At 40.5% G+C, this 19,987-nt stretch carries 16 protein-coding genes; 8 read left to right on the top strand and 8 right to left on the bottom strand.

Annotated features, from left to right (window positions below):
- Nucleotides 1–394: 394 nt before the first annotated feature.
- Complete coding sequence (locus tag BUA60_RS14860; protein WP_072863006.1) at nucleotides 395–1,552, top strand: homogentisate 1,2-dioxygenase; 1,158 nt, start codon at nucleotides 395–397, stop codon at nucleotides 1,550–1,552.
- Nucleotides 1,553–1,600: 48 nt separating this feature from the next.
- On the opposite strand, the gene hutG is transcribed toward BUA60_RS14860, so the two are convergent.
- The 7 genes from hutG to hutH all read right to left on the bottom strand — a co-directional run bounded on the left by hutG (nucleotide 1,601) and on the right by hutH (nucleotide 12,332).
- On the bottom strand, nucleotides 1,601–2,572 hold the full coding sequence (hutG, locus tag BUA60_RS14855; RefSeq protein WP_072863004.1) for a formimidoylglutamase: 972 nt from the start codon (nucleotides 2,570–2,572) through the stop codon (nucleotides 1,601–1,603).
- 182 nt (nucleotides 2,573–2,754) lie between these two features.
- Nucleotides 2,755–3,717, bottom strand: a complete 963-nt coding sequence (locus BUA60_RS14850) for a glycosyltransferase family 2 protein (protein WP_072863002.1) — start codon at nucleotides 3,715–3,717, stop codon at nucleotides 2,755–2,757.
- Nucleotides 3,718–3,767: 50 nt separating this feature from the next.
- Entirely contained in the window at nucleotides 3,768–6,173 is a 2,406-nt protein-coding gene (locus tag BUA60_RS14845; RefSeq protein ID WP_072863000.1) for a tetratricopeptide repeat protein, read from the bottom strand.
- Between the two features lie 155 nt (nucleotides 6,174–6,328).
- Entirely contained in the window at nucleotides 6,329–7,183 is an 855-nt protein-coding gene (locus BUA60_RS14840) for a class I SAM-dependent methyltransferase (RefSeq protein ID WP_072862998.1), read from the bottom strand.
- A 237-nt stretch (nucleotides 7,184–7,420) separates the two neighbouring features.
- On the bottom strand, nucleotides 7,421–9,433 hold the full coding sequence (locus BUA60_RS14835) for a urocanate hydratase (protein ID WP_072862996.1): 2,013 nt from the start codon (nucleotides 9,431–9,433) through the stop codon (nucleotides 7,421–7,423).
- An 18-nt stretch (nucleotides 9,434–9,451) separates the two neighbouring features.
- Complete coding sequence (gene hutI / locus BUA60_RS14830) at nucleotides 9,452–10,699, bottom strand: imidazolonepropionase (protein WP_072862994.1); 1,248 nt, start codon at nucleotides 10,697–10,699, stop codon at nucleotides 9,452–9,454.
- Nucleotides 10,700–10,751: 52 nt separating this feature from the next.
- On the bottom strand, nucleotides 10,752–12,332 hold the full coding sequence (gene hutH / locus BUA60_RS14825) for a histidine ammonia-lyase (RefSeq protein ID WP_072862992.1): 1,581 nt from the start codon (nucleotides 12,330–12,332) through the stop codon (nucleotides 10,752–10,754).
- Nucleotides 12,333–12,410: 78 nt separating this feature from the next.
- Here hutH and BUA60_RS14820 point away from each other — a divergent pair, with 78 nt between their 5' ends.
- Together BUA60_RS14820 and BUA60_RS14815 are read left to right on the top strand one after the other, a co-directional pair.
- Nucleotides 12,411–13,304, top strand: a complete 894-nt coding sequence (locus BUA60_RS14820) for a LysR family transcriptional regulator (RefSeq protein WP_072862990.1) — start codon at nucleotides 12,411–12,413, stop codon at nucleotides 13,302–13,304.
- A 42-nt stretch (nucleotides 13,305–13,346) separates the two neighbouring features.
- Nucleotides 13,347–13,898: a nitroreductase family protein gene (locus BUA60_RS14815; RefSeq protein WP_072862988.1), complete on the top strand. Its 552-nt coding sequence runs from the start codon at nucleotides 13,347–13,349 to the stop codon at nucleotides 13,896–13,898.
- Between the two features lie 9 nt (nucleotides 13,899–13,907).
- On the opposite strand, the gene BUA60_RS14810 is transcribed toward BUA60_RS14815, so the two are convergent.
- Nucleotides 13,908–14,423, bottom strand: coding sequence for a DUF456 domain-containing protein (locus BUA60_RS14810; RefSeq protein WP_072862986.1), 516 nt, complete (start codon nucleotides 14,421–14,423; stop codon nucleotides 13,908–13,910).
- A gap of 1,291 nt (nucleotides 14,424–15,714) precedes the next feature.
- Here BUA60_RS14810 and BUA60_RS14805 point away from each other — a divergent pair.
- Genes BUA60_RS14805 through ruvC form a run of 5 tightly spaced genes read left to right on the top strand, consistent with a single transcriptional unit; the run spans nucleotide 15,715 to nucleotide 19,970 of the window.
- Nucleotides 15,715–16,077, top strand: coding sequence for a BlaI/MecI/CopY family transcriptional regulator (locus BUA60_RS14805; protein WP_031442279.1), 363 nt, complete (start codon nucleotides 15,715–15,717; stop codon nucleotides 16,075–16,077).
- Complete coding sequence (locus BUA60_RS14800; RefSeq protein ID WP_072862984.1) at nucleotides 16,074–17,717, top strand: M56 family metallopeptidase; 1,644 nt, start codon at nucleotides 16,074–16,076, stop codon at nucleotides 17,715–17,717. The genes BUA60_RS14805 and BUA60_RS14800 overlap by 4 nt, the downstream gene beginning before the upstream one ends.
- A 13-nt stretch (nucleotides 17,718–17,730) precedes the next feature.
- The gene (locus BUA60_RS14795; protein WP_072862983.1) at nucleotides 17,731–18,861 is read left to right on the top strand and encodes a tetratricopeptide repeat protein; all 1,131 of its coding nucleotides are present in this window, start codon (nucleotides 17,731–17,733) and stop codon (nucleotides 18,859–18,861) included.
- Between the two features lie 42 nt (nucleotides 18,862–18,903).
- A complete protein-coding gene (locus BUA60_RS14790) occupies nucleotides 18,904–19,380 on the top strand; it encodes a hypothetical protein (protein ID WP_072862981.1) in 477 nt (158 codons plus the stop codon).
- A 32-nt stretch (nucleotides 19,381–19,412) separates the two neighbouring features.
- The gene (gene ruvC / locus BUA60_RS14785) at nucleotides 19,413–19,970 is read left to right on the top strand and encodes a crossover junction endodeoxyribonuclease RuvC (RefSeq protein WP_072862979.1); all 558 of its coding nucleotides are present in this window, start codon (nucleotides 19,413–19,415) and stop codon (nucleotides 19,968–19,970) included.
- The last annotated feature ends 17 nt before the right edge of the window (nucleotides 19,971–19,987 follow it).

The raw sequence follows: 19,987 nt of genomic DNA, 5'->3' as shown, positions 1-19,987 counted from the left end.
TAATCTGCGAGCTGAAGGGATTGTCCAAATAAGCTTGTCCAAACAATGAAAATCTAAAAACCTTTACTATCTTTGCCAAGTTGTGTTGTGTCTCAATGCAAATTGAGGCAAGGTTGTATTTGTCGATTTTTCCGGATGTAAATTTGGAACGACAAGCGCCGATGAAAGGCTTTCCATTTTGGGAGGCTTTTTTTGTTTGTATTGCCTAGAAATTAACGTTTTAAGGGTTTTATTTTATTTGCTCAAATCCTCTTCTCGGTATATTGTTATAATGGCTAGGGATTAAAAAACTATGAAAATCCCACCATTGCATCATTATAATTGAACCGCGATATTTCAGATACTCCTTATTTTATCGTATTTTTAAATAGGAATCATTAATAAGGATATTGCTATGCCCTTGTATCACAAATTAGGTAAAATTCCCTCCAAAAGACATACTATTTTTAAGAAACAGGACGGAAGCCTGCATTACGAGCAATTGTTTGGAACCATCGGTTTTGATGGTATGTCATCTCTAATGTACCACCTGCATAGACCAACGATGGTAAAGGAAGTGGGGAAGTCCTTCGATGTTTCCCCCAAAGCCATGGTGTCCCATAATATCAAGTCCAGATTGTTGAAAGGTTTTGAAGTGAAGCCAATGAACGATTATTTGGAAAGTAGAAGTGTAATGTTGTTCAATTCCGATGTTCATATCTCGCTTGCGGCACCCAAAAAATCCCTTACGGATTATTTTTATAAAAATGCCGATGCGGATGAATTGTTGTTCGTCCACAAAGGTACGGGGGTGTTAAAAACGATGTTGGGAGAAATTAGATTTGAATACGGGGATTATCTTGTAATTCCGCGCGGAATGATCTACCAGATTACTTTTGATACCGAGGAGAACAGATTGCTGATTGCGGAATCATATCATCCCATTTATACCCCAAAGCGATATAGAAATTGGTTTGGACAGCATTTGGAGCATTCCCCTTTTTGCGAACGCGATTTTAAATTGCCGCAGAACCTACAGACCTATGATGAGATAGGCGATTTTATGATTAAAGTTAAAAAACAAGGTCAATTGCACCATTTGGTGTATGCTTCCCACCCTTTTGATGTGGTAGGATGGGATGGTTATAATTATCCCTATGGCTTTTCCATACATAATTTTGAGCCCATTACCGGGCGGGTTCACCAACCGCCTCCAGTGCATCAGACTTTTGAGACTTCAGCCTTTGTGGTCTGCTCCTTTGTGCCCCGTTTATATGACTATCATCCCCAATCCATACCTGCCCCTTACAATCATTCCAACATAGATTCGGACGAGGTATTGTATTATGTGGATGGTGATTTTATGAGCAGAAAGAATATAGACAAAGGATATATTTCACTACATCCTGCGGGGATTCCCCATGGTCCGCATCCGGGTACGTATGAGGCCAGTATTGGAAAATCCAAAACCGAGGAATTGGCAGTGATGATAGATACCTTTAGGCCCTTGCAGCTTACCAAGGCCGCCTTGGATGTTGACGATGGCAAGTATTTTCAATCTTGGTTGGAATAAAGTTCTCTCGTTGCTCGGATTAAAAATGGCCTATACAGGCATACGATATTATTGGCTTTGGTGAATTACGAAATGAACAAGGGAGGCGGCCAATTTAGCCGTTTGTTGGTCAATATCATAAGTTGGGTTCATTTCAGCGATGTCCAGACTGATCATTTTTTTTGATGCAATTATGATTTTCAAACATTCCAAGACTATTTCCGGCGAGAAACCCATTGGGGAAGCGGCACTAACGCCAGGTGCGTAGGCCGAGGAAAATCCATCCAAATCTATCGTGGTGTAGATATAATCCACCTCCTTGGTAAATTGCGCTATTTTCTCTTTTATTTCATCGAAATAAAGGAGGTTGAAGTTTGCTTTTTCAACATATGTGACACCTAGGTCTTTTGCTGTATCGTAAAGGGTACTGTTATTGGCATCCTCGCGGATTCCCAAACACATGTATCGGAAATTTGATTGCTCCAGTTTACAGTCCTGTGCAATTTGGTAGAAGGGCGTGCCGGAATTATTATTGGTTTGGTTACTTCGTAAATCAAAATGGGCGTCAAAATTAATAATGCCTATGGATTTATTATTGCCTTCCGTGGCAAGATATTTTTTTATTCCGTTATAATGGCCATAAGCAATGTCATGACCTCCTCCCAAAAGTATGGGGAAAGTGTTTTGATTAAGCAATTGGGTGACTGTACGCGACAATACGGTTTGTGTTTTTTTTAAATCCCCATCATTACAATCTACGGTTCCCGTATCCAGCAACAAGACGTTTTCTGTTAGGTGGTTTGGGAGTTTGGCGAGCTGCTTACGGATGGCATCTGGGCCCAAAGCTGCACCAATTCTCCCTTCGTTCCTTTTAACACCCTCATCGCAGGCATATCCCAATATTGTCCAGGACTGTCCATTTATGCTGGGGATTTGCTCGGAATTAAGATCAATGCAAATCACCTTTTCATGAAGATAAAGCTGTTGGCCAGACTTGCGTCCTGTCCAAATTAAAGGGTCTGTTTTGGTATAGGTGTGCATTTTTACAGAATTTTATGGGCTGATGGCCTAGTTAACCAATTCATTGATGCATAGAGAACTTTGGACAAAATAGTTGAAAAACTAATTCGCTATCCTATAAAATATCATTATCAATATTAGTGTTTTTCCCTTGGACCACAGTATCTGTTACACAATATATTTTGTGACATAGTTGAAGGCCCTTATTGGGCTTTTGGCGCATTTATTATATCGTATTGGATAGCCTGAAGGATAAGTTGAAAGCCCAATATAATGGATAGTGTGACGATCATAATGGTACCAGTAGGGGCAAAGGTGTTTATAGAGGCATAATAAATCCATTCCGTGATGCCGAATATGAGCCCGAACATAAACAATGGAAAACCAAATAATAGGTATACAGATCCAATATTAAAATCGTATAAAAAATACTCCTTTACAATACGCTTTACAAATGTACTGGTTAATCTAGCCCCAAAAACAAAAGGCATTTGCCATATTTTCATGCTCGATTTTTCCTCACCGTATATGGCTGGCATAGCAACATCCTTGATAGCTGCCTTTTCAAAGTATAGTTGTGATAAAAGGGAGGTTTCAAAATAATAGCGGTTGGCCAGTTTACTAAAATCCAACTTTTTAACAACATCGGTCTTAAGGGCCAAAAACCCGTTGGTGGGATCAAAATTGTGCCAATAGCCCGTGGCCGATTTTATAAGGAACGATAAGCCTAGATTGCCAATTCTACGTGCAAGCGGCATGGATCTCAAAGCCCTTAAATCCCTAAACCTATTCCCTTTGGCAACATCGCACTTGTTTGCAATTAATGGATCCAGTAATTCGGGAAGGTAACCCAAGTCCATCTGGTCATCGGCATCTACCTTGATTATTATTTCTGCCCCAATTCCAATAGCTTTTTCAAAACCTCTTTTGGTAGCGCCACCTACCCCTAAATTTGTCTGATTCTCTAAAAAATAGACCGTTGTTTTGGATGGTACAAGTTTTTCAATATCCGCTTTGGGCAGGGGTGTGGGACTTTGGTCGTCTACGATAATAACATTTTGAATGTAATCCGGTAATTTGGAAATGACAAGCAATATTTCATTGGAGGCATTGTAAAATGGTATTACAACAGCAATTTTAATTGAGCGATATTTCTGTGTTTCCATGGTTGCCGGGTTAATTGGGATTCATTGTTGCAATAGCGTTGACTTTTATTCTATTGGTTTTTCATCTGTTCTTGGGCGTAATTTAGATTGCCCTTGGCCAGTTTGGAACTCGCGTCTAATTTTAACGCCTCAGTACATGCCGCTATTGCCTTTTGGTATTCCTTTAGTTGGTTGTAGGAAGAACAAATGTTGTTATAGGCAATGGCGTTGGGTGCAATGGCGATCGACTTCCTTGCGGCAGCGATACTGGTTTGGTATTTTTCCTTTTGATAAAATTCCAGACTAAGATTAATATAATAGGCAGATGCTTGCTTATCCGATAAATTTGAAATGGCATTGGCCATATCCTTCTTTTTGTTCTTGGCATTTTCCAAATTGTTCTTAGCCAATTGATAGGACGGGTTTATTTCCAGTGCTTTGCCATAAGCCTCTATGGCCTGGTCATAATTTAACAGATAAAAATGACCTATACCAATATTATTTAAGGCATCGGCGTATTCTGGATTTAATTCCAGTGATTTTTCAGCGACTCTTATACAATCCTGGTAGTTGCTTTCATTGAAATATTGTAAACTTAAATTTAGGTATTTCTCTGGGCTCGGAGCATTGTTGACCTCTTCTTCCAAAACTGTAAGTATGGATTTTTTGTTCAGGGCAATGTCCAGATATTTTTTTGCCATATCATCTTTTGGCTGGTTTTCCAAGACTTCGTTGCTAAAGCTTTTCATGTTTTCCCAATCCTGAAGTTTATGATAGGATTTAAAGATATAGTCGTTGGTTTCAATATAATTGGGAACACTTTGGTTTACTTGTTTAAATTGGTCTATAGCCTCATTAAATTTATTGTTCTGAAATAAATATCGACCATAGAAGTATTTGGTTTTATGGTTTGCATCACTTAGGGATAAGGATTTTTGGAAATATTTGTCGGCACTTTCCTTATCCCCTATAGCATTTTTCAAGATGCCCATATTGGTGTATATACTGGAATAATTGGGAACATATTCCAAGGCATTGTTAAACGATATTTCGGCATTGGTATAATCGCCCTGGGCCATTAATGCTAATCCATAATTCATATGTCCCCGACCATTTTTTGGACTTTTTACAGTAACATCCTTCCAAAGGCTGATCTCGTCTTTCCATACTTTGTTTCGCTGGTGCACACCATAGGCATTGGCAAACAAGAAAAAGATTATGAACAGGGCTATTATGGACATACCTTTTTTTGAAGTCAGTATTTTGGGAAAATAGGTTTCAAGAATATAATTGGTGCCAAATACAAAAGCCATTGTAAGTCCCATGTATGGGATAAAGCTCCGGTGATCATTAAGCACCTCGGCAAAGGGAAGAACAGAGGAAGAAGGCAGTAGCGAGATAAAGAACCAAAGTAGGCCAAAGGTAAATAATTTAGTTTCCTTCTTTTTAGATGTTTTAAAAGCTAAGAAAATCAATATACCTATACCTATAATGCCCAGTATGGCCCTGTAATCCAAAATCGATTCAAAAGCCACCCAGTCTGTATCTGCAGATAGGTTATAGGGAATAAAATAGGTTAGTATATAGTGACACATAACCAAAGGTTGGGTAATTAAATAATTGTAGCGATCAGGACCTCCGGGAGCAAATGTATCCGGGAGCATGCTGAAATAGAAAATTAGAAAGCCCAGCGTCAGGACAAAGGATGGAAAAACCTTTATAAAGGATCGGATACATTTTTTAAATTCTGTTGTCCTGTAGAAGCGCAAAAGATCTACATCCTCTTCAAAAATTAAAAAATACAGGAACAAAAGCGGTGAAAACACCAAGGCCATCTCCTTGGAAAAGAAACCTATTAAAGGGAAAATGAGGTAAAGATGCCATTTTCGCCATATTCCGCCACTCAAAAATGCGACAAATCCCAAAAGCACATAGAAGCCGGCGACAATTTCCGACCGTTGTATAATATAGTTGACCGTTTCCGCATTGGCACACAATAAACCGAAGGTGGCAGCTATCAGCAGTCCCCAGAACTGATTGTAATTGGAGAATTCCAACCTGTCCAAGAGTTTTTTTACAAAAAGGAAAAGGGCAGCGCAGGTTAAAATAAAAAATATAAAAATGTGGATATGGAATGCCAGGGGGTCCAGTCCATCTCCCAATTTGTAATCAATAGCATTTTCAAGCGTGGTATAGGGTCGGTAAGACCTATTGCTGGGGAGTGTGCTAAAGGTTGTTACATCCTTAAAAAATGCCACCGCGTTCACTTCTGTAATGGCTTTGTTGTCTTCTATGGTATGGGAATCATCAAAATGAAAGCCATTTTGGAAATGGTTGGAGTAGGCCGCAAAGAGAGTCAAGGTAAAAAGGAGGCCAAGTAGAATAAATATTGGATCTCTAAAGGAGTTTTTGTTATCGCTGGAAAATCCGGTAAACTGGTGTATCGATTTTTTAATTTTTAATAATTTTTCAATCATCGAGTTTGGTGATTTTATACTTCTTGGTGTTTTAACGATTAGGAATCATATAGTTCCAAACTGCCCATTCGTAATAATAAACAAACTAAATTAACATTTTAACGATATATGGTTTTAAATGTTGTTTTGAAGAAACTACATTTTTTTCTACCCATTTACCTTTTTACAAATATAAAACAACGGGTGTCTGGGAAAATTTGTAGAAAGGGAAACAAAATGAACACTCCAATTTTAGTGGCTATTTTGGCGAGCGTTCCTTGTTGTTTATCCTGTTCTATCCTATCTGATATTTCAGATAAATTGATAGTTTTTAATGGAAAAGATTCCACGGCTTCAAAATTGTTGTCTTGGGCCAGTTTATGCATGGTTTGTTTGGTAAAGTAACTCATATGTGGGCTGTGAAAATTAAATTGCCACATTCTGTCCATCAACGATTTTACCCCAAATAGATAGGCTATTTTGGAAATGAAATAAATTAAACCATCTTGTTGCGGTAAATTAACGATCAATAGGCCTTCGGAATTTAGTAAATTGTAATTGGCCTCCATAATTCCCTTTAGATCGGGTAGGTGTTCCAATACATCATTATAGGCAATAAAATCAAAATGTGATTCGTTTGGAAGATCTTGTGGAAAAAAACCATTCGTAACTTGCAAGCCTTCCTTTTTGTAGTGTTCATTGAAGCGGGTTTCAGGTTCAATACCCGAGCAACGAATACCATGGTCCCTGCATACCTCCAAAAACCAACCATATCCAGGGCCTACCTCCAGTCCCTTGGATTCAATTTCTTTGTTTTTCTTAATAGAGGCTATGATATGTTGGAAATTCTCTTTTCTTAAATTGATGAGTGCTTTTTCACGGGTTTCTTCATTTAAATCGGAAACCATGCTTTTATTGAAAGTGGCATCGGGACAAAATTGAAAACCGCAGTTTGCACATTCATGTACATTGAATTTAAGCTGGTATTTTAATTTGGAATTGGGCTGGTTACAGATTGGACAAGGAATCATTATTTTAGATATACTAATTTATAGAATGTTTGTTCCAACAAAAGGGGGAACAATCCTTATTACAAAGTCTATATTTCTGGTTGAGGGACTGTTCAGCGAATAAAAATAAATGATTCCATGTAATATTTAAAATTTTGGATATCTATTTTTGCCCTAAACACGGTGGCCCGTAGGATTTTGATTACGACATAGCCTGGTTGGGCATAAGTGGCAATCAAAAAGACTTGAAATTAATTTTTATTGAAACAACAAATCCAGTAATTCATCCTCAACTATATTTGGCAAGGTAACCTTTAATTCCGGTGTACGCGCCATTTCTCGTTTTATTGCAAATAATGCTTCTTTGTTTCTGGCCCAACTTCTTCGCGATATCCCATTATTTACATCATAGAACAGCATGTTTTTTAAGCGCTTCGCGGCATTGTCCGAACCATCCAGGACTAAACCGAAGCCACCGTTGATGACTTCTCCCCAACCAACTCCACCACCGTTGTGAATGGATACCCAAGTAGCACCCCTAAAACTATCGCCGATGACATTATGGATAGCCATATCTGCGGTAAATTTACTACCGTCATAAATATTGCTGGTTTCCCTGAAAGGGGAATCCGTACCGCCTACGTCATGGTGGTCCCGCCCTAAAACCACAGGTGCACTGATTTCTCCAGAGTTTATCGCAGCGTTGAAGGCCATGGCAATTTTGGTCCTTCCCTCTGCATCTGCATATAAGATTCGGGCCTGAGACCCTACTACTAATTTATTGGATGAAGCTTCCCGGATCCATTTTATGTTGTCCTGTATTTGTTGCTGGATTTCAGAAGGTGCATTAGTGCTAATTTCTTCCAAAATTTGAAGTGCAAGATCATCGGTTAATTGTAAATCCTTGGGGTCTCCCGAGGTGCATACCCACCTAAAGGGTCCAAAGCCGTAATCGAAACACAAGGGGCCTAAAATTTCCTGCACATAGGAGGGATATTTAAAGTTGATGCCATTACTCGCCATGATATCTGCTCCCGCCCTGGATGCTTCCAATAAGAAAGCGTTGCCATAATCAAAAAAGTAGGTCCCTTTGGCGGTATGTCTGTTAATGGCCTCAACCTGTCTTCTTAACGAAGCTTTTACTTTTTGTCTAAAAGCTTCAGGATTACTGCGCATCAAATTATTGGATTCTTCAAAAGAAAGACCAGCAGGATAATACCCCCCTGACCATGGGTTGTGAAGAGAGGTCTGATCGGATCCCAAATGAATGAATATGTTTTCATGGTCAAACCTTTCCCATACGTCAACAATGTTGCCGATGTAGGCCAAGGAAACTACTTCCTCTTTTTGAATGGCCAGTCTGGTTCGTTTTACCAATTGGTCCAGGTCTTCCAAAAGCTCATCTACCCAAGCTTGCTGGTATCTTTTTTGTGCAGCATCTTTATTTACCTCAGCACATATGGTAATGCAGCCGGCAATATTTCCGGCCTTGGGCTGGGCTCCGCTCATTCCTCCTAAACCGGAGGTGAGGAATATTTTTCCTTTGGCCGATTCTCCTTTTTGTAAGACTTTTCTAAAGGCGTTCAGGACAGTAATAGTAGTGCCGTGAACTATTCCTTGCGGCCCAATATACATATAGGACCCGGCCGTCATTTGTCCGTATTGGGTAACACCAAGGGCATTATATTTCTCCCAGTCGTCCTGTTTGGAGTAGTTGGGGATCATCATCCCATTGGTTACTACTACTCTTGGGGCCTCTTTGGAGGAGGGAAATAGCCCCATGGGATGTCCGGAATAAATATGCAGGGTTTGTTCGTTGGTCATATTCGCCATGTACTGCATGGTCAAAAGATACTGCGCCCAATTCTGAAAAACGGCACCGTTGCCCCCATAGGTTATTAGTTCTTCGGGATGTTGTGCCACTTTAGGATCCAAATTGTTTTGGATCATTAGCATAATACTGGCAGCTTCTACTGTTTTCGCAGGATAATCATTAATTGGTCTTGCATGTAGTGGATAATCTGGCTTAAAGCGATACATATAGATTCTACCCAGAGTATTCAATTCTTGGGCAAATTCTTTTCCGAGGATCTCGTGCCAATCCGGAGGAAAGTAGCGCAAGGCATTGCGTATGGCCAATTTCTTCTCCTCTAGGGTTAGGATATCCTTACGTTTTGGGGCTCTATTGGCATTCTTGGGATAGATTTTAGTTTGTGGCATTTCCTTGGGTATGCCTTGGAGTATTTGTGCTTTAAAATTCTCGATCGTCATCGTTCGCGTCTTTTTTGATTATATATTGACTGCCAATTTTCCTTTTTTGTAGACAAGGGAAGGGGGCATCATACCTTGCTGGTAAAGGATCTCCTGGTAATCGTTGGTTGGAAATGCTATGAAATCGGCCAATAATCCGGTTTTTAATATACCCCTGTCCTGTAGGTTTAAAGCAGCCGCTGCCCTATAGGTAATCCCCGCCAACACCTCTGTATTGCTGAGTTTTTCAAAGGCACCCAGAACCGCGGCCTGTACCATCAAATTACCCATTGGAGCGGAACCAGGGTTCCAATCACTGGCTATGGCCAAGGCTGCTCCGGCATTCAAAAATCGGCGGGCAGGGGCATAGTTGCAGCCCAATGCCATAGAGGCGCCCGGCAAGGCGGTGGCCACTACATTGCTTTTGGCCAAAAGCTGAATTTCTTTTTCTGAACTGGCTTCCAGATGATCGGCACTTACTGCCTTATATTTAACCGCCACCCCACTGCCTCCGGTTGAGAATTGGTCGGCGTGTACGGTGATATCGAAACCCATGGCTTTGGCTTTGTCAAAATATGCCGCAATTGAAGCTGGGGAAAACGCCCCTTCTTCCACAAAGGCATCGATCCTTTTGGCTAACTGTTCCTTTTTTAAAATTGGAAATAGTGAAGTGCTTATTTCCAGGAGATAATCGGCTGGACCGCCCTTGTAATCTTTTGGCACCATATGTGCCGCCAAACAGGTAGGAATCAGGTCGGACTGGCATTGTTCTTTGGCCAATGCAATGGCCCTTAACATTTTTAGTTCCTCCTGTACCGAAAGTCCGTAGCCACTTTTCACTTCTATGGTCGTCACTCCATGGGTCAAATGTCTGTCCGCCCTCGTTTTTACGCCCTCAATAAGGGAGGAAGTTGTGGCTTTTCTTGTCTCGGTAACGGTATCCCAGATTCCACCGCCAGCTTTGGCAATCTCTAGATAGGTTTTGCCGGAATTGCGAAGGGCATAGTCCTTGGCCCTGCTTCCTCCAAAGCAAATATGCGTATGTGCATCTATTAAGCCGGGAAGGCATACCATATTGGTTTGAATATTTATGTTTTCGGCATTTAGGCCATTTGCTTCCGCCTGAATTTGGGGATAAGACCCTATGGCATGAATTTTTTCATCTACCATAATAATACCCCCGTTTTCAACAATTGGCAATTGCTCGTCCGAAAGAGCTCCTTTTAGTGGTAAACCTGCCATGGTCAAAATTTGTTTAAAGGGGCCTATAAGGGTATATTTTTTCATGATTGTCTAAGATCTATAGCATGCAGATTGCTGCTGATGGCTTGGCTATTAATTAATATTTTTCAAATTCCTCTTCGTATGGACTTTCCATTTTCAGATTGTTGCGTTTCATTGTTTTTTCTACCGAATGTAATATGGTGCGTTCCTTGATCATTTCGATTCCTTTTTCAATATCATCGGAAAACACCCTGTCTTTATCGGCAAAGGCCACTTTTTTGCGAATAGTTTTGTGGACTTCATCTAACAATACTCCAGATTTCATCGGTTTTCTAAACTCAAAGGCCTGTGCTGCCGTCAGGAGTTCAATGGCCAATATTTTCTCTACATTTTCCAATACCTGAAGGGCTTTTCTGCCGCTTATGGATCCCATGCTAACATGGTCTTCCTGGCCTAGGGAAGTAGGAATGCTATCCGCACTGGCCGGGAAACACAATCCCTTATTTTCACTGGCCAGAGCCGCAGTGGTATATTGCAGGATCATATATCCCGAATTGATGCCGGTGTCTTTCATCAACAATTTTGGCACTCCTGGACTGTTGCCTTCCATGGCCAAATAAATGCGGCGGTCAGAAATGTTGCCCAACTCGGAGGCTGCTAGGCAGGCGTAGTCCAGTGCCATAGCTAAAGGCTGTCCATGAAAACTGCCCCCACTGATCGTTAATTCCTCATTGATGATGATGGGGTTATCCGTAACTGAATTTAGTTCTATCTCCAACAGTTCTTTTAAATGTAACCAAGCATTTCTGGAAGCACCATGTACTTGGGGGATGCACCTTAGCGAATAGGGGTCTTGTACCCGCTCACAATCTATGTGGTCTTGCATAATTTCCGAATCTTCCAATAGAAAGCGGATTTTAGCGGCCACGTGGCTGTTGCCTTTAAATGGGCGCAGGTCGTGCAGCTCTTTATAAAACGGTTTTACACTACCCTGTAATCCTTCGATCATCATGGCCCCAATGATGTCGGCATGTGTAAGGCAAGCCTGCATTTTATCTATTACCATTACAGCATGGGCAGCTATGAATTGGGTGCCGTTAATAAGGGCCAGCCCTTCTTTGGGGCCCAATTCCAACGACTCCAATCCATAAATTCTATGCAGTTGCGCAGTTGAAATCACCTTTCTTATATACCTAACTTTTCCTAATCCTATTAGAGGCAAAAATAAATGGGATAAAGGGGCAAGGTCACCAGATGCTCCTACCGAACCTTGGGAGGGTACTATAGGAATTGCATCGTTATCTATATGCCATATTATTCGGTCCAAGGTGACTTCGGCAATACCAGAGAAACCTTTGGCAAGGGAATGGACCTTTAAGACAAGCATTAATTTTGCAATTTCGTTTTCAATAGGCTGTCCAACTCCTACACTATGACTTTGAAGTATATTGGTTTGTAGTATTTTGGTTTCGGTTTTGGAAATCTTTGTGGTGCACAAGGGGCCAAATCCAGTATTGATTCCGTAAACAGGTTGCCCCATTTCTACAATACGTAATACGGTTTGGTGACTTTCCCGAATTTTTTTTCTTGCTGTTTCAGAGATTTGCCCTTTGATCGTTCCCCTTACAAGGCATAAAGCCAGGCCTGCAGTTAGATGATCTTCCCCGAAAAAAAAGATTTTTTTTGAAGTAGCCATGGGATTATTTTTATCAATATAAATTTATTGATTAAGTTTGATAATCACCAATACTATTAATGTACACACTTAATAACTATGGGTTATCAATTAGAGCTCAGACATTTCAATTACTTTTTGGCAGTGGCCGAAGAATTGCACTATAGAAAGGCAGCGGAAAAGCTATGTATTTCCCAGCCAGGTTTAAGCAGACAGATTAAGCAAATGGAAGAGATTTTGGAGGTAAAGCTTTTTGTTCGGACCAAGAAGAAGGTAAGCCTTACTGCAGCAGGGGAATATCTCAAAAGTGAAATAGAGTTTATCCTGAACCATTTGGAAGTTACCAAGAAACAGTTGAGGCATATTAGGGATGGTAATTTTGGAGAAGTCCGAATAGGTTTTTTGGGTTCGGCCATGCAGGAAGTGATTCCCGATCTTTTGATAAAGTTAAAGGATAAATTTCCCGGAATCCAGACCAATTTGGAAGAGCTGTCCAACAATGCCCAGATCAACGCCATTGTAAAGGATAAATTGGATATGGGGTTTGTACGCACGGCCAGGGTACCTGAAGGATTGAATATTCAGCCGGTCTATACCGATACTTTTTCAGTTGTTTTACCGGAACTATATCCATTGTTGACCAGGGAATTCCGGGATGTAGGGCAATTGGCGGAAGAGAATTTTATTCTGTTCGCCCAAGATTATAGTCCGTTGTACTTTGATACAGTTATGAGCATTTGTGAGGATGCCGGTTTTACCCCCAAGGTTTCCCATAAATCTGTGCATGCCCAGACTATTTTTAAGCTGGTGGAAAATAATTTGGGGATAGCCATAATACCCACTTCCTTACAATACGGCTTTCAGATGAAGGTGAAATTTATTGAGCTAAAGAACATTCCACAAAGAGCGGTGCTATCCGTTTGTTGGAAAGAGGACAATAGGAACCCAGCCCTGCGACATTGTATTAATTTATTGTTAAACCAATCGCGGTAGGGGATTTAAAACCTTAGTTTGTAATATTTAAACAGAGAGATTATGATTTTTGATATAATTAAGAGGCGTAGGTCTGTTTTCCCAGCCCAGTATAATGATAAACCTATAGGTAAGGAGGACATTGAAAAGGTGTTGGAGGCTGCCAACTTTGCGCCTACCCATAAGAAAACGGAACCTTGGCGTTTTAAAGTACTGCAGGGGGAGACTAAGGAAAAGTTGGGTTTGTTTCTGTCTTTGAAGTACATGGAAACCGACCCCAAGCCAAAACAGTTCAAGGTAGAAAAGTTGATTCAGAATCCTAAAAAGGCGGCGGCTGTCATTGCCATTTGTATGCAACGTGACCCCTTGGAAAGTTTGCCCGAATGGGAAGAGGTGGCGGCAACGGCCATGGCTGTTCAAAATATGTGGCTATGCTGTACCGAGATGGGCATAGGTAGCTATTGGAGCTCCCCGGGGCTGATTAAATATATGGACGATTTTTTTGAGCTGAACTCTGGAGAGGTATGCCTAGGCTTTTTCTATATGGGCTATTATGACGAAGAAATTCCAGTGGTCAGCAAAGGTCCATGGCAGGAAAAAGTTACCTGGATGTAGAAATGCAGGTTAATTAAAAAAGGGAAATAAGTCCAATTTATATTCCCAGGCTTTATATATAAATAGGCCTAAATAGATTATGGTGACCATAAATTTCAGGAAGGTACCCGTTAAAAAGCCTAGAAATGAACCAAAGGCGGCCTTTAGGGCCGTTTTTTGGTCTGCTTTGTTGATCAGTTCCCCAGCCAAAGCCCCCAAGAAAGGCCAGATTATTATTCCAAAAAATCCAAGAACTGGAAATATTAAGGCCACCAGAAGTCCAATGGTAGTACCTATCATACCCCATTTACTTCCCCCGAATTTCTTGGTTCCCCAGACTGGAATGATGTAGTCCAGGGTAAAAACCAAAATGGCAATGGCCAAGGTTATTCCCAAAAATACCCAATCATCAGGAATGGCTTTGGTAAGGTAGAGCAGGAGCAGTCCTACCCAACTTATTGGTGTTCCTGGTAATACCGGCAGAAAACTTCCCAATACACCAACGAACATTAAAACAAATCCAATAATCAACAATGTAATATCCATACTAATCTTTTGAATTCCCACAGGAATACGTTCCCGGTTTGACGAAGATAGGAAGGATTTGTTACATGGATGGGGAAAGGGCGTTTGTAAAAAATGTGCTCTCTACTCTGCTAACGAGCATTAGTAGTTTTGGACATACCTGCCAAGCAATTCAGGAAGTGAGTTTTTTAACGTCATTGCGAACTTGACTGGCGACAGACAGGCATAGTGAAGCAATCTACTTAATTTGCTCGTAGTATTAAAATATTGCTTCGTCACTAACGCTTCTCGCAATGACGTATTTACGTCACTGAGACAACGTCCCTTTTCGGGATGCTCCAAATCTAGTTTGTCTCTTATAAAATATGTGCTTTCCAAGATTATGTGCATACAATCCCTTCCGTCTCCTCGGCTGCTAGCCGAGCATCCCCCCTTTCCTCCCGCGGAAAACGCGGGACAGGCTTACCCAAGGGAAGGAGCCTATGGTTATTATTAAGCTCTAAGTTTTATTGTCACACCATGTAATGCAAAAATAATGCTCCTTCCCCTAATCAGGGGAAGGTGGGTTCGACAAAGGAGAAGCCGGAAGGGGTGAGAAACGCTGACCTTTTCGTGTAATAAGGAGAATGATGCGCAGCCAAATCTCCCGAGGGTCATTTGGGATGAGGGTTCATAAAAGAACGATAATTAATCTTACGTTTAATCCAATAATGAATACTCCAAAATTCCCCTCTTGAGAGGGGTTAGGGGTGTGTTTTCACTGCTTGCTAGTATTATATTTAGGAATCTATGCCCTACCTGTATTCTATCAGGACTATTGGCTTTTCCAAGGACTTGGGTCTCCAATCCCTTCCGTCTCCTCGGCTGCTAGCCGAGCATTCACCTTCCCTTATCCAAGGGAAGGAGCTTACAATGATTATACTTATGGTTTTATGTCACACAATGAAACGCTGACCTTTTTGCGTAGTTAAAAGAATGATGTGCAGCCAAAGCTCCTGAGGGTCATTTGGGATGACGGTTCATGAAAGAACGATAATTAATCTTACGTTTAATCCAATATTGAATACTCCAAAATTCCCCTCTTGAGAGGGGTTAGGGGTGTGTTTTCCTTTTGCTGGCCTCTTGCTGGCGCGAGCCTGCCTCAGTCGGTAGACAGGCGTCACGCTCGTGCCTATTTAGAATTCAGATTGGAAAAATTCTAGGATGAGTTTGACGCTAGCTATAGCTTCGATTCAATTTTGTAACTAAAAAATTAGTTTAAACTAAATATTTAGTTATATTTGTTATAGTGTTCAACTAAAAAGTTAGTTAAATGAAACAGTTAACCAAAGCAGAGGAGGAAGTAATGCAGGTTCTATGGCAGTTGCAGAAATGTAATGTGGCCGCAATTATTGATGAACTTCCAGAACCCAAACCGGCGTACAACACGGTTTCCACCATTGTACGCATTTTGGAAAGTAAAGGTTTTGTAGACCATGAGCAGGAGGGTAGGGGCTATCTTTATTTTCCGTTGATCAAGAAATCGGATTACGGCAACCAGTCCATCAACAAATTGGTAGACGGCTATTTTCAGGGCTCATTTAAAAGTATGGTCTCCTTCTTTATGAAAAAGAATGATATGAGTCTTTCCGAATTAGAATCCATACTCAAGGACATTAAAAAGGAAAAGGAATGATACAGTTTATTCTAGAATGCATGGCCTTCCAGTTATTGTTTTTGATCGTTTACGATCTGTTCCTTAAGCGGGAAACCTTTTTTCAATGGAACAGGGCTTACCTGATGGGGACATTTGTACTTTCTTTGTTGTTACCATGGATAAAGATCGAGGCTTTAAGGACTTCCGTTTCTCCTAAATATTTTTTGTATCCGGAATATTTATGGGGTACTGATATGTCGGAAGGAGCGGTTGTTTCTCCTGAAAATTTACACTCTTTAAATCTTTCGGCGACCGAAATAATCTTTTTTGGCGGAATGTTCATTGCAGCAGTATTATTTGTTTATAAACTATACCAAATAAACCGACTCAAAGCCCAGGGCGAGATCCATTATTTTCAAAAATTTACCAGAGTGGTGGTACGGAACAGTGCTATGGCCTTTTCATTTTTCAGGTCCATCTTTTTGGGCGACCAAGTGTTGGAAAATGATCATCAAAGCATTATTCAGCACGAGCTGGTACATATAGAACAAAGGCATACCTGGGACCTGTTGTTCTTTGAATTGATGCGCATTCTAGGCTGGTTCAACCCCTTGGTCTACATATATCAAAACAGGGTTTCCGAATTGCACGAGTTCATCGCCGATGCAAAAGTGGCCAAGACCCATAAGGCGGAGCAGTATCAATTGTTGTTGTCGCAGGTCTTTCAGACCCAACATATTTCTTTCATCAATCAATTTTTTAAATCATCATTAGTCAAAAAACGAATCGTCATGTTACAAAAATCAAAATCAAAGAAAGTTTGGCAATTAAAGTATTTGTCAATAATACCCTTGATCTTGGGAATACTGGTATATACCTCTTGTGAAGAGGATAGTAGTATTGCCGACAAGGAAAATGTAAAATTGAAGTCATCCATAGATGTGCCCTTTGCCTCTATAGAAGTAGTTCCTGTTTTTCCTGGTTGTGAGGGTTCTGTAAATCCAAGGGATTGTTTCAATAAGAAAATTCAAAAACACATTAGCAAAAATTTTAGATATCCTGAAGAAGCTCAGGAAAAAGGAATTCAGGGACGGGTAAATGTGATGTTCACTATACAAGAAGATGGAAGTATCGGCAATGTTCGGATGCGAGGACCGGATAAAGTTTTGGAGGATGAGGTAGCCAGGATTATTTCTTTATTGCCCCAAATGACTGCCGGGCAAGAAAACGGAAAGAAAGTCCGGGTTCCTTTTTCGATTCCTATTACCTTTAAGCTTGAAGGAAGCGAAGAGAACGCAGTCCAACCCCAAACCTTTAAATATGACGGTAGCGGATATGTTCCTTTTGCGGTTGTGGATGAAGTTCCGGTTTTTCCTGGCTGTGAAGAGGCCACGGATCCTAGGACATGTTTTAATGAAAAGATTCAAAGACATATTGGGAAGAATTTTAGATACCCTGAAGAAGCACAAGAAAAGGGCATTCAAGGCCGGGTAAATGTGATGTTCACTATTCAAGAAGATGGAAGTATAGGCAATGTTCGTATGCGTGGACCAGACAAGCTTTTGGAGGATGAAGCGGCTCGAATCATTTCTTTATTACCCCAAATGGCTGGAGGCACATATCAAGGGAAGCCAGTTAGTGTACCTTTTTCAATACCTATAACTTTTAAATTGCAGTAAGCGGGTGAAAACAATGTTCCGAATTCTTTTTCTGCTATCAGTTGCCAAGGTCGGAGCCCAATCATCGACCTTGGCCGTATCCGACAGCCTCTATGCTGTTGGTAATTACACGCTGGCTATAAATGAATACGCCAAGGAAAGCTCTTATATCGCCCAATTGCAAATTGCCCGGGCCTATAATGCCATTGGGAATTACGACAAGGCGTTGGTGCAGTATGAAAATATAGTGCAGAAAAATAAATCCCAAGAATTGGCAAAATATGAACTTGGCAGGCTGTATTTGAAACTTAAAAAGTATGATCTTGCAAAGTCGGTTTTTTCTCAATTAACAGAAAATAATAATCCCAACCCGGAATACTTTTATTATTTGGGGGAGTCTTTAAAGGAGTTAAATCTCATGCCCGAAGGCTTAGTGGCCTACAAGCAATCGGTAAAATTGGACAGTACTCATTTACGTAGTATTTTTCAATTGGGAAAATACTATGTAATGCAAAGAGAACGGGATTCGGTCCTAAAATATGTAAATAAAGGCTTAAATTTTTATGAAAATGATGTGAGCCTAATCAACCTAAAGGCCCTCGCCAATTACAATGATAATTTAATATGGCTTGCTTTGCCTTATTTTGAAAGGCTGGTTGAATTGGGAGAGCATAAGGAATATATTTATGAAAAAATGGGGTATTCTTATTTTGCCATGGCAAAGTACGAGAAAGCAAAGGAGGCCTACGAAAATCTCTTAACGTTTGATGAGGAGAACCCTGTTGCACTTTTTGGTATAGGGAGTGCATATTCTAAATTACAACAACTGGATAGCGCCAAAATTTACATTAAAAAATCAATTGAAGTACAAAAAGTGGTGTTGGATAAGGAATACAATGCTTTGGCCAGATTGGCAGTGGAACAAAACGATCTAGAATTGGCCATCAAATATTACGAAAGGGCTTTTATAGAAGACCCTTCAGGATATCTTTATAAGTACGAAGTTTGCTTATTGACCGATCAACATTATAAGAAACCTGAAAAGTCTCTAAAATGCTACGAGGAATATCTGAATAAATTTGGTGGTAAAAAAGATTATTTCTCGGAATTCACCTCTAAAAGGATAGTGGAATTAAAGGAGGAAATTCATATGGATACCCCTTAAATTGATCAAAAAATTGTAATTTCCGCCCAGAATCTGGCATACATGAGGAAAGTTGCGGTTTTGGCTTGTTTTTGTCTTTTTACCTCTTGCGACTGGTTTACTTCCAAAGAAGAAAAAACCCAAGAATTGGTAAACGAGGAAATGCGCAATATAAATTTTAATGAGGTGGATAAGTATCCCTTGTTTGACAACTGTGATGAAATGTTGGACAAGGAGGGGCAGCTGGAGTGCTTTCAAAATACACTATTGGAGCAGTATACGGAGACGTTGGAGGATTTTGAGTTTCAATTTGTGTCCGATATCAATACCTCTATATATGTGGATTTTTTGGTGGACTACAAAGGTGAAATATCCGTTTTGGAAGTGCAGCGTAACCAGGATATTGAAAATCAGATCCCGGAATTTCGCACTATCATCACTCAAAGCTTAAAAGGATTGCCCCCATTATCGCCCGCACTAAAACGAGGGGTCCCGGTTTCCTCAAAATTCAGGATTCCTATTATTGTGAATTCCAACTGAAATATAAATCTAGAATATAAATAATTCCTTCCTTGGCAAATGAAAAGATAATATTGGGAATAGACCCTGGAACCACCATCATGGGCTTCGGTCTTATAAAGGTGGTCAATAAGAAAATGGAGTTCATTCAAATGAACGAGCTCCTACTTCAGAAATATGCCGACCCCTATACCAAGCTTAAACTTATTTTTGAGCGCACCATAGAGCTTATAGATACTTATCACCCAGACGAAATAGCTATTGAGGCACCTTTTTTTGGTAAGAATGTCCAATCCATGCTAAAGCTCGGCAGGGCCCAGGGGGTAGCCATGGCCGCAGGCTTATCGCGTCAAATTCCCATCACGGAATACCTTCCGAAAAAGATTAAAATGGCCATTACAGGAAATGGTAACGCCAGTAAGGAGCAGGTAGCCAAAATGCTACAGAGCGTTTTGGGCTTAAAATCGCTACCCAAAAATCTGGATAGTACCGATGGTTTGGCAGCTGCAGTCTGTCATTTTTATAACGAAGGCCGTATAGAAGTAGGCAAAAGTTATAGCGGCTGGGATGCCTTTGTGAAACAAAACGGAGATAAAATCAATAAACAATAAACAATTAGCAATTACCA

Origin of the sequence: Arenibacter palladensis, assembly GCF_900129275.1 — a bacterium.
Lineage (GTDB): Bacteria > Bacteroidota > Bacteroidia > Flavobacteriales > Flavobacteriaceae > Arenibacter > Arenibacter palladensis.
Note: the sequence above shows the minus strand (reverse complement) of the source record. Positions and strands in the feature narration are given on the sequence as shown.

Coding starts and splice junctions, on each gene's coding strand:
- BUA60_RS14835 (WP_072862996.1), bottom strand. CDS start 9,433: ATGACGATCGAGAATTTTAAAGCACAAATACTCCAAGGCATACCCAAG.
- BUA60_RS14860 (WP_072863006.1), top strand. CDS start 395: ATGCCCTTGTATCACAAATTAGGTAAAATTCCCTCCAAAAGACATACT.
- BUA60_RS14815 (WP_072862988.1), top strand. CDS start 13,347: ATGATTTTTGATATAATTAAGAGGCGTAGGTCTGTTTTCCCAGCCCAG.
- BUA60_RS14805 (WP_031442279.1), top strand. CDS start 15,715: ATGAAACAGTTAACCAAAGCAGAGGAGGAAGTAATGCAGGTTCTATGG.
- BUA60_RS14850 (WP_072863002.1), bottom strand. CDS start 3,717: ATGGAAACACAGAAATATCGCTCAATTAAAATTGCTGTTGTAATACCA.
- hutI (WP_072862994.1), bottom strand. CDS start 10,699: ATGAAAAAATATACCCTTATAGGCCCCTTTAAACAAATTTTGACCATG.
- BUA60_RS14820 (WP_072862990.1), top strand. CDS start 12,411: ATGGGTTATCAATTAGAGCTCAGACATTTCAATTACTTTTTGGCAGTG.
- BUA60_RS14810 (WP_072862986.1), bottom strand. CDS start 14,423: ATGGATATTACATTGTTGATTATTGGATTTGTTTTAATGTTCGTTGGT.
- BUA60_RS14790 (WP_072862981.1), top strand. CDS start 18,904: ATGAGGAAAGTTGCGGTTTTGGCTTGTTTTTGTCTTTTTACCTCTTGC.
- BUA60_RS14845 (WP_072863000.1), bottom strand. CDS start 6,173: ATGATTGAAAAATTATTAAAAATTAAAAAATCGATACACCAGTTTACC.
- BUA60_RS14800 (WP_072862984.1), top strand. CDS start 16,074: ATGATACAGTTTATTCTAGAATGCATGGCCTTCCAGTTATTGTTTTTG.
- hutG (WP_072863004.1), bottom strand. CDS start 2,572: ATGCACACCTATACCAAAACAGACCCTTTAATTTGGACAGGACGCAAG.
- hutH (WP_072862992.1), bottom strand. CDS start 12,332: ATGGCTACTTCAAAAAAAATCTTTTTTTTCGGGGAAGATCATCTAACT.
- BUA60_RS14795 (WP_072862983.1), top strand. CDS start 17,731: ATGTTCCGAATTCTTTTTCTGCTATCAGTTGCCAAGGTCGGAGCCCAA.
- BUA60_RS14840 (WP_072862998.1), bottom strand. CDS start 7,183: ATGATTCCTTGTCCAATCTGTAACCAGCCCAATTCCAAATTAAAATAC.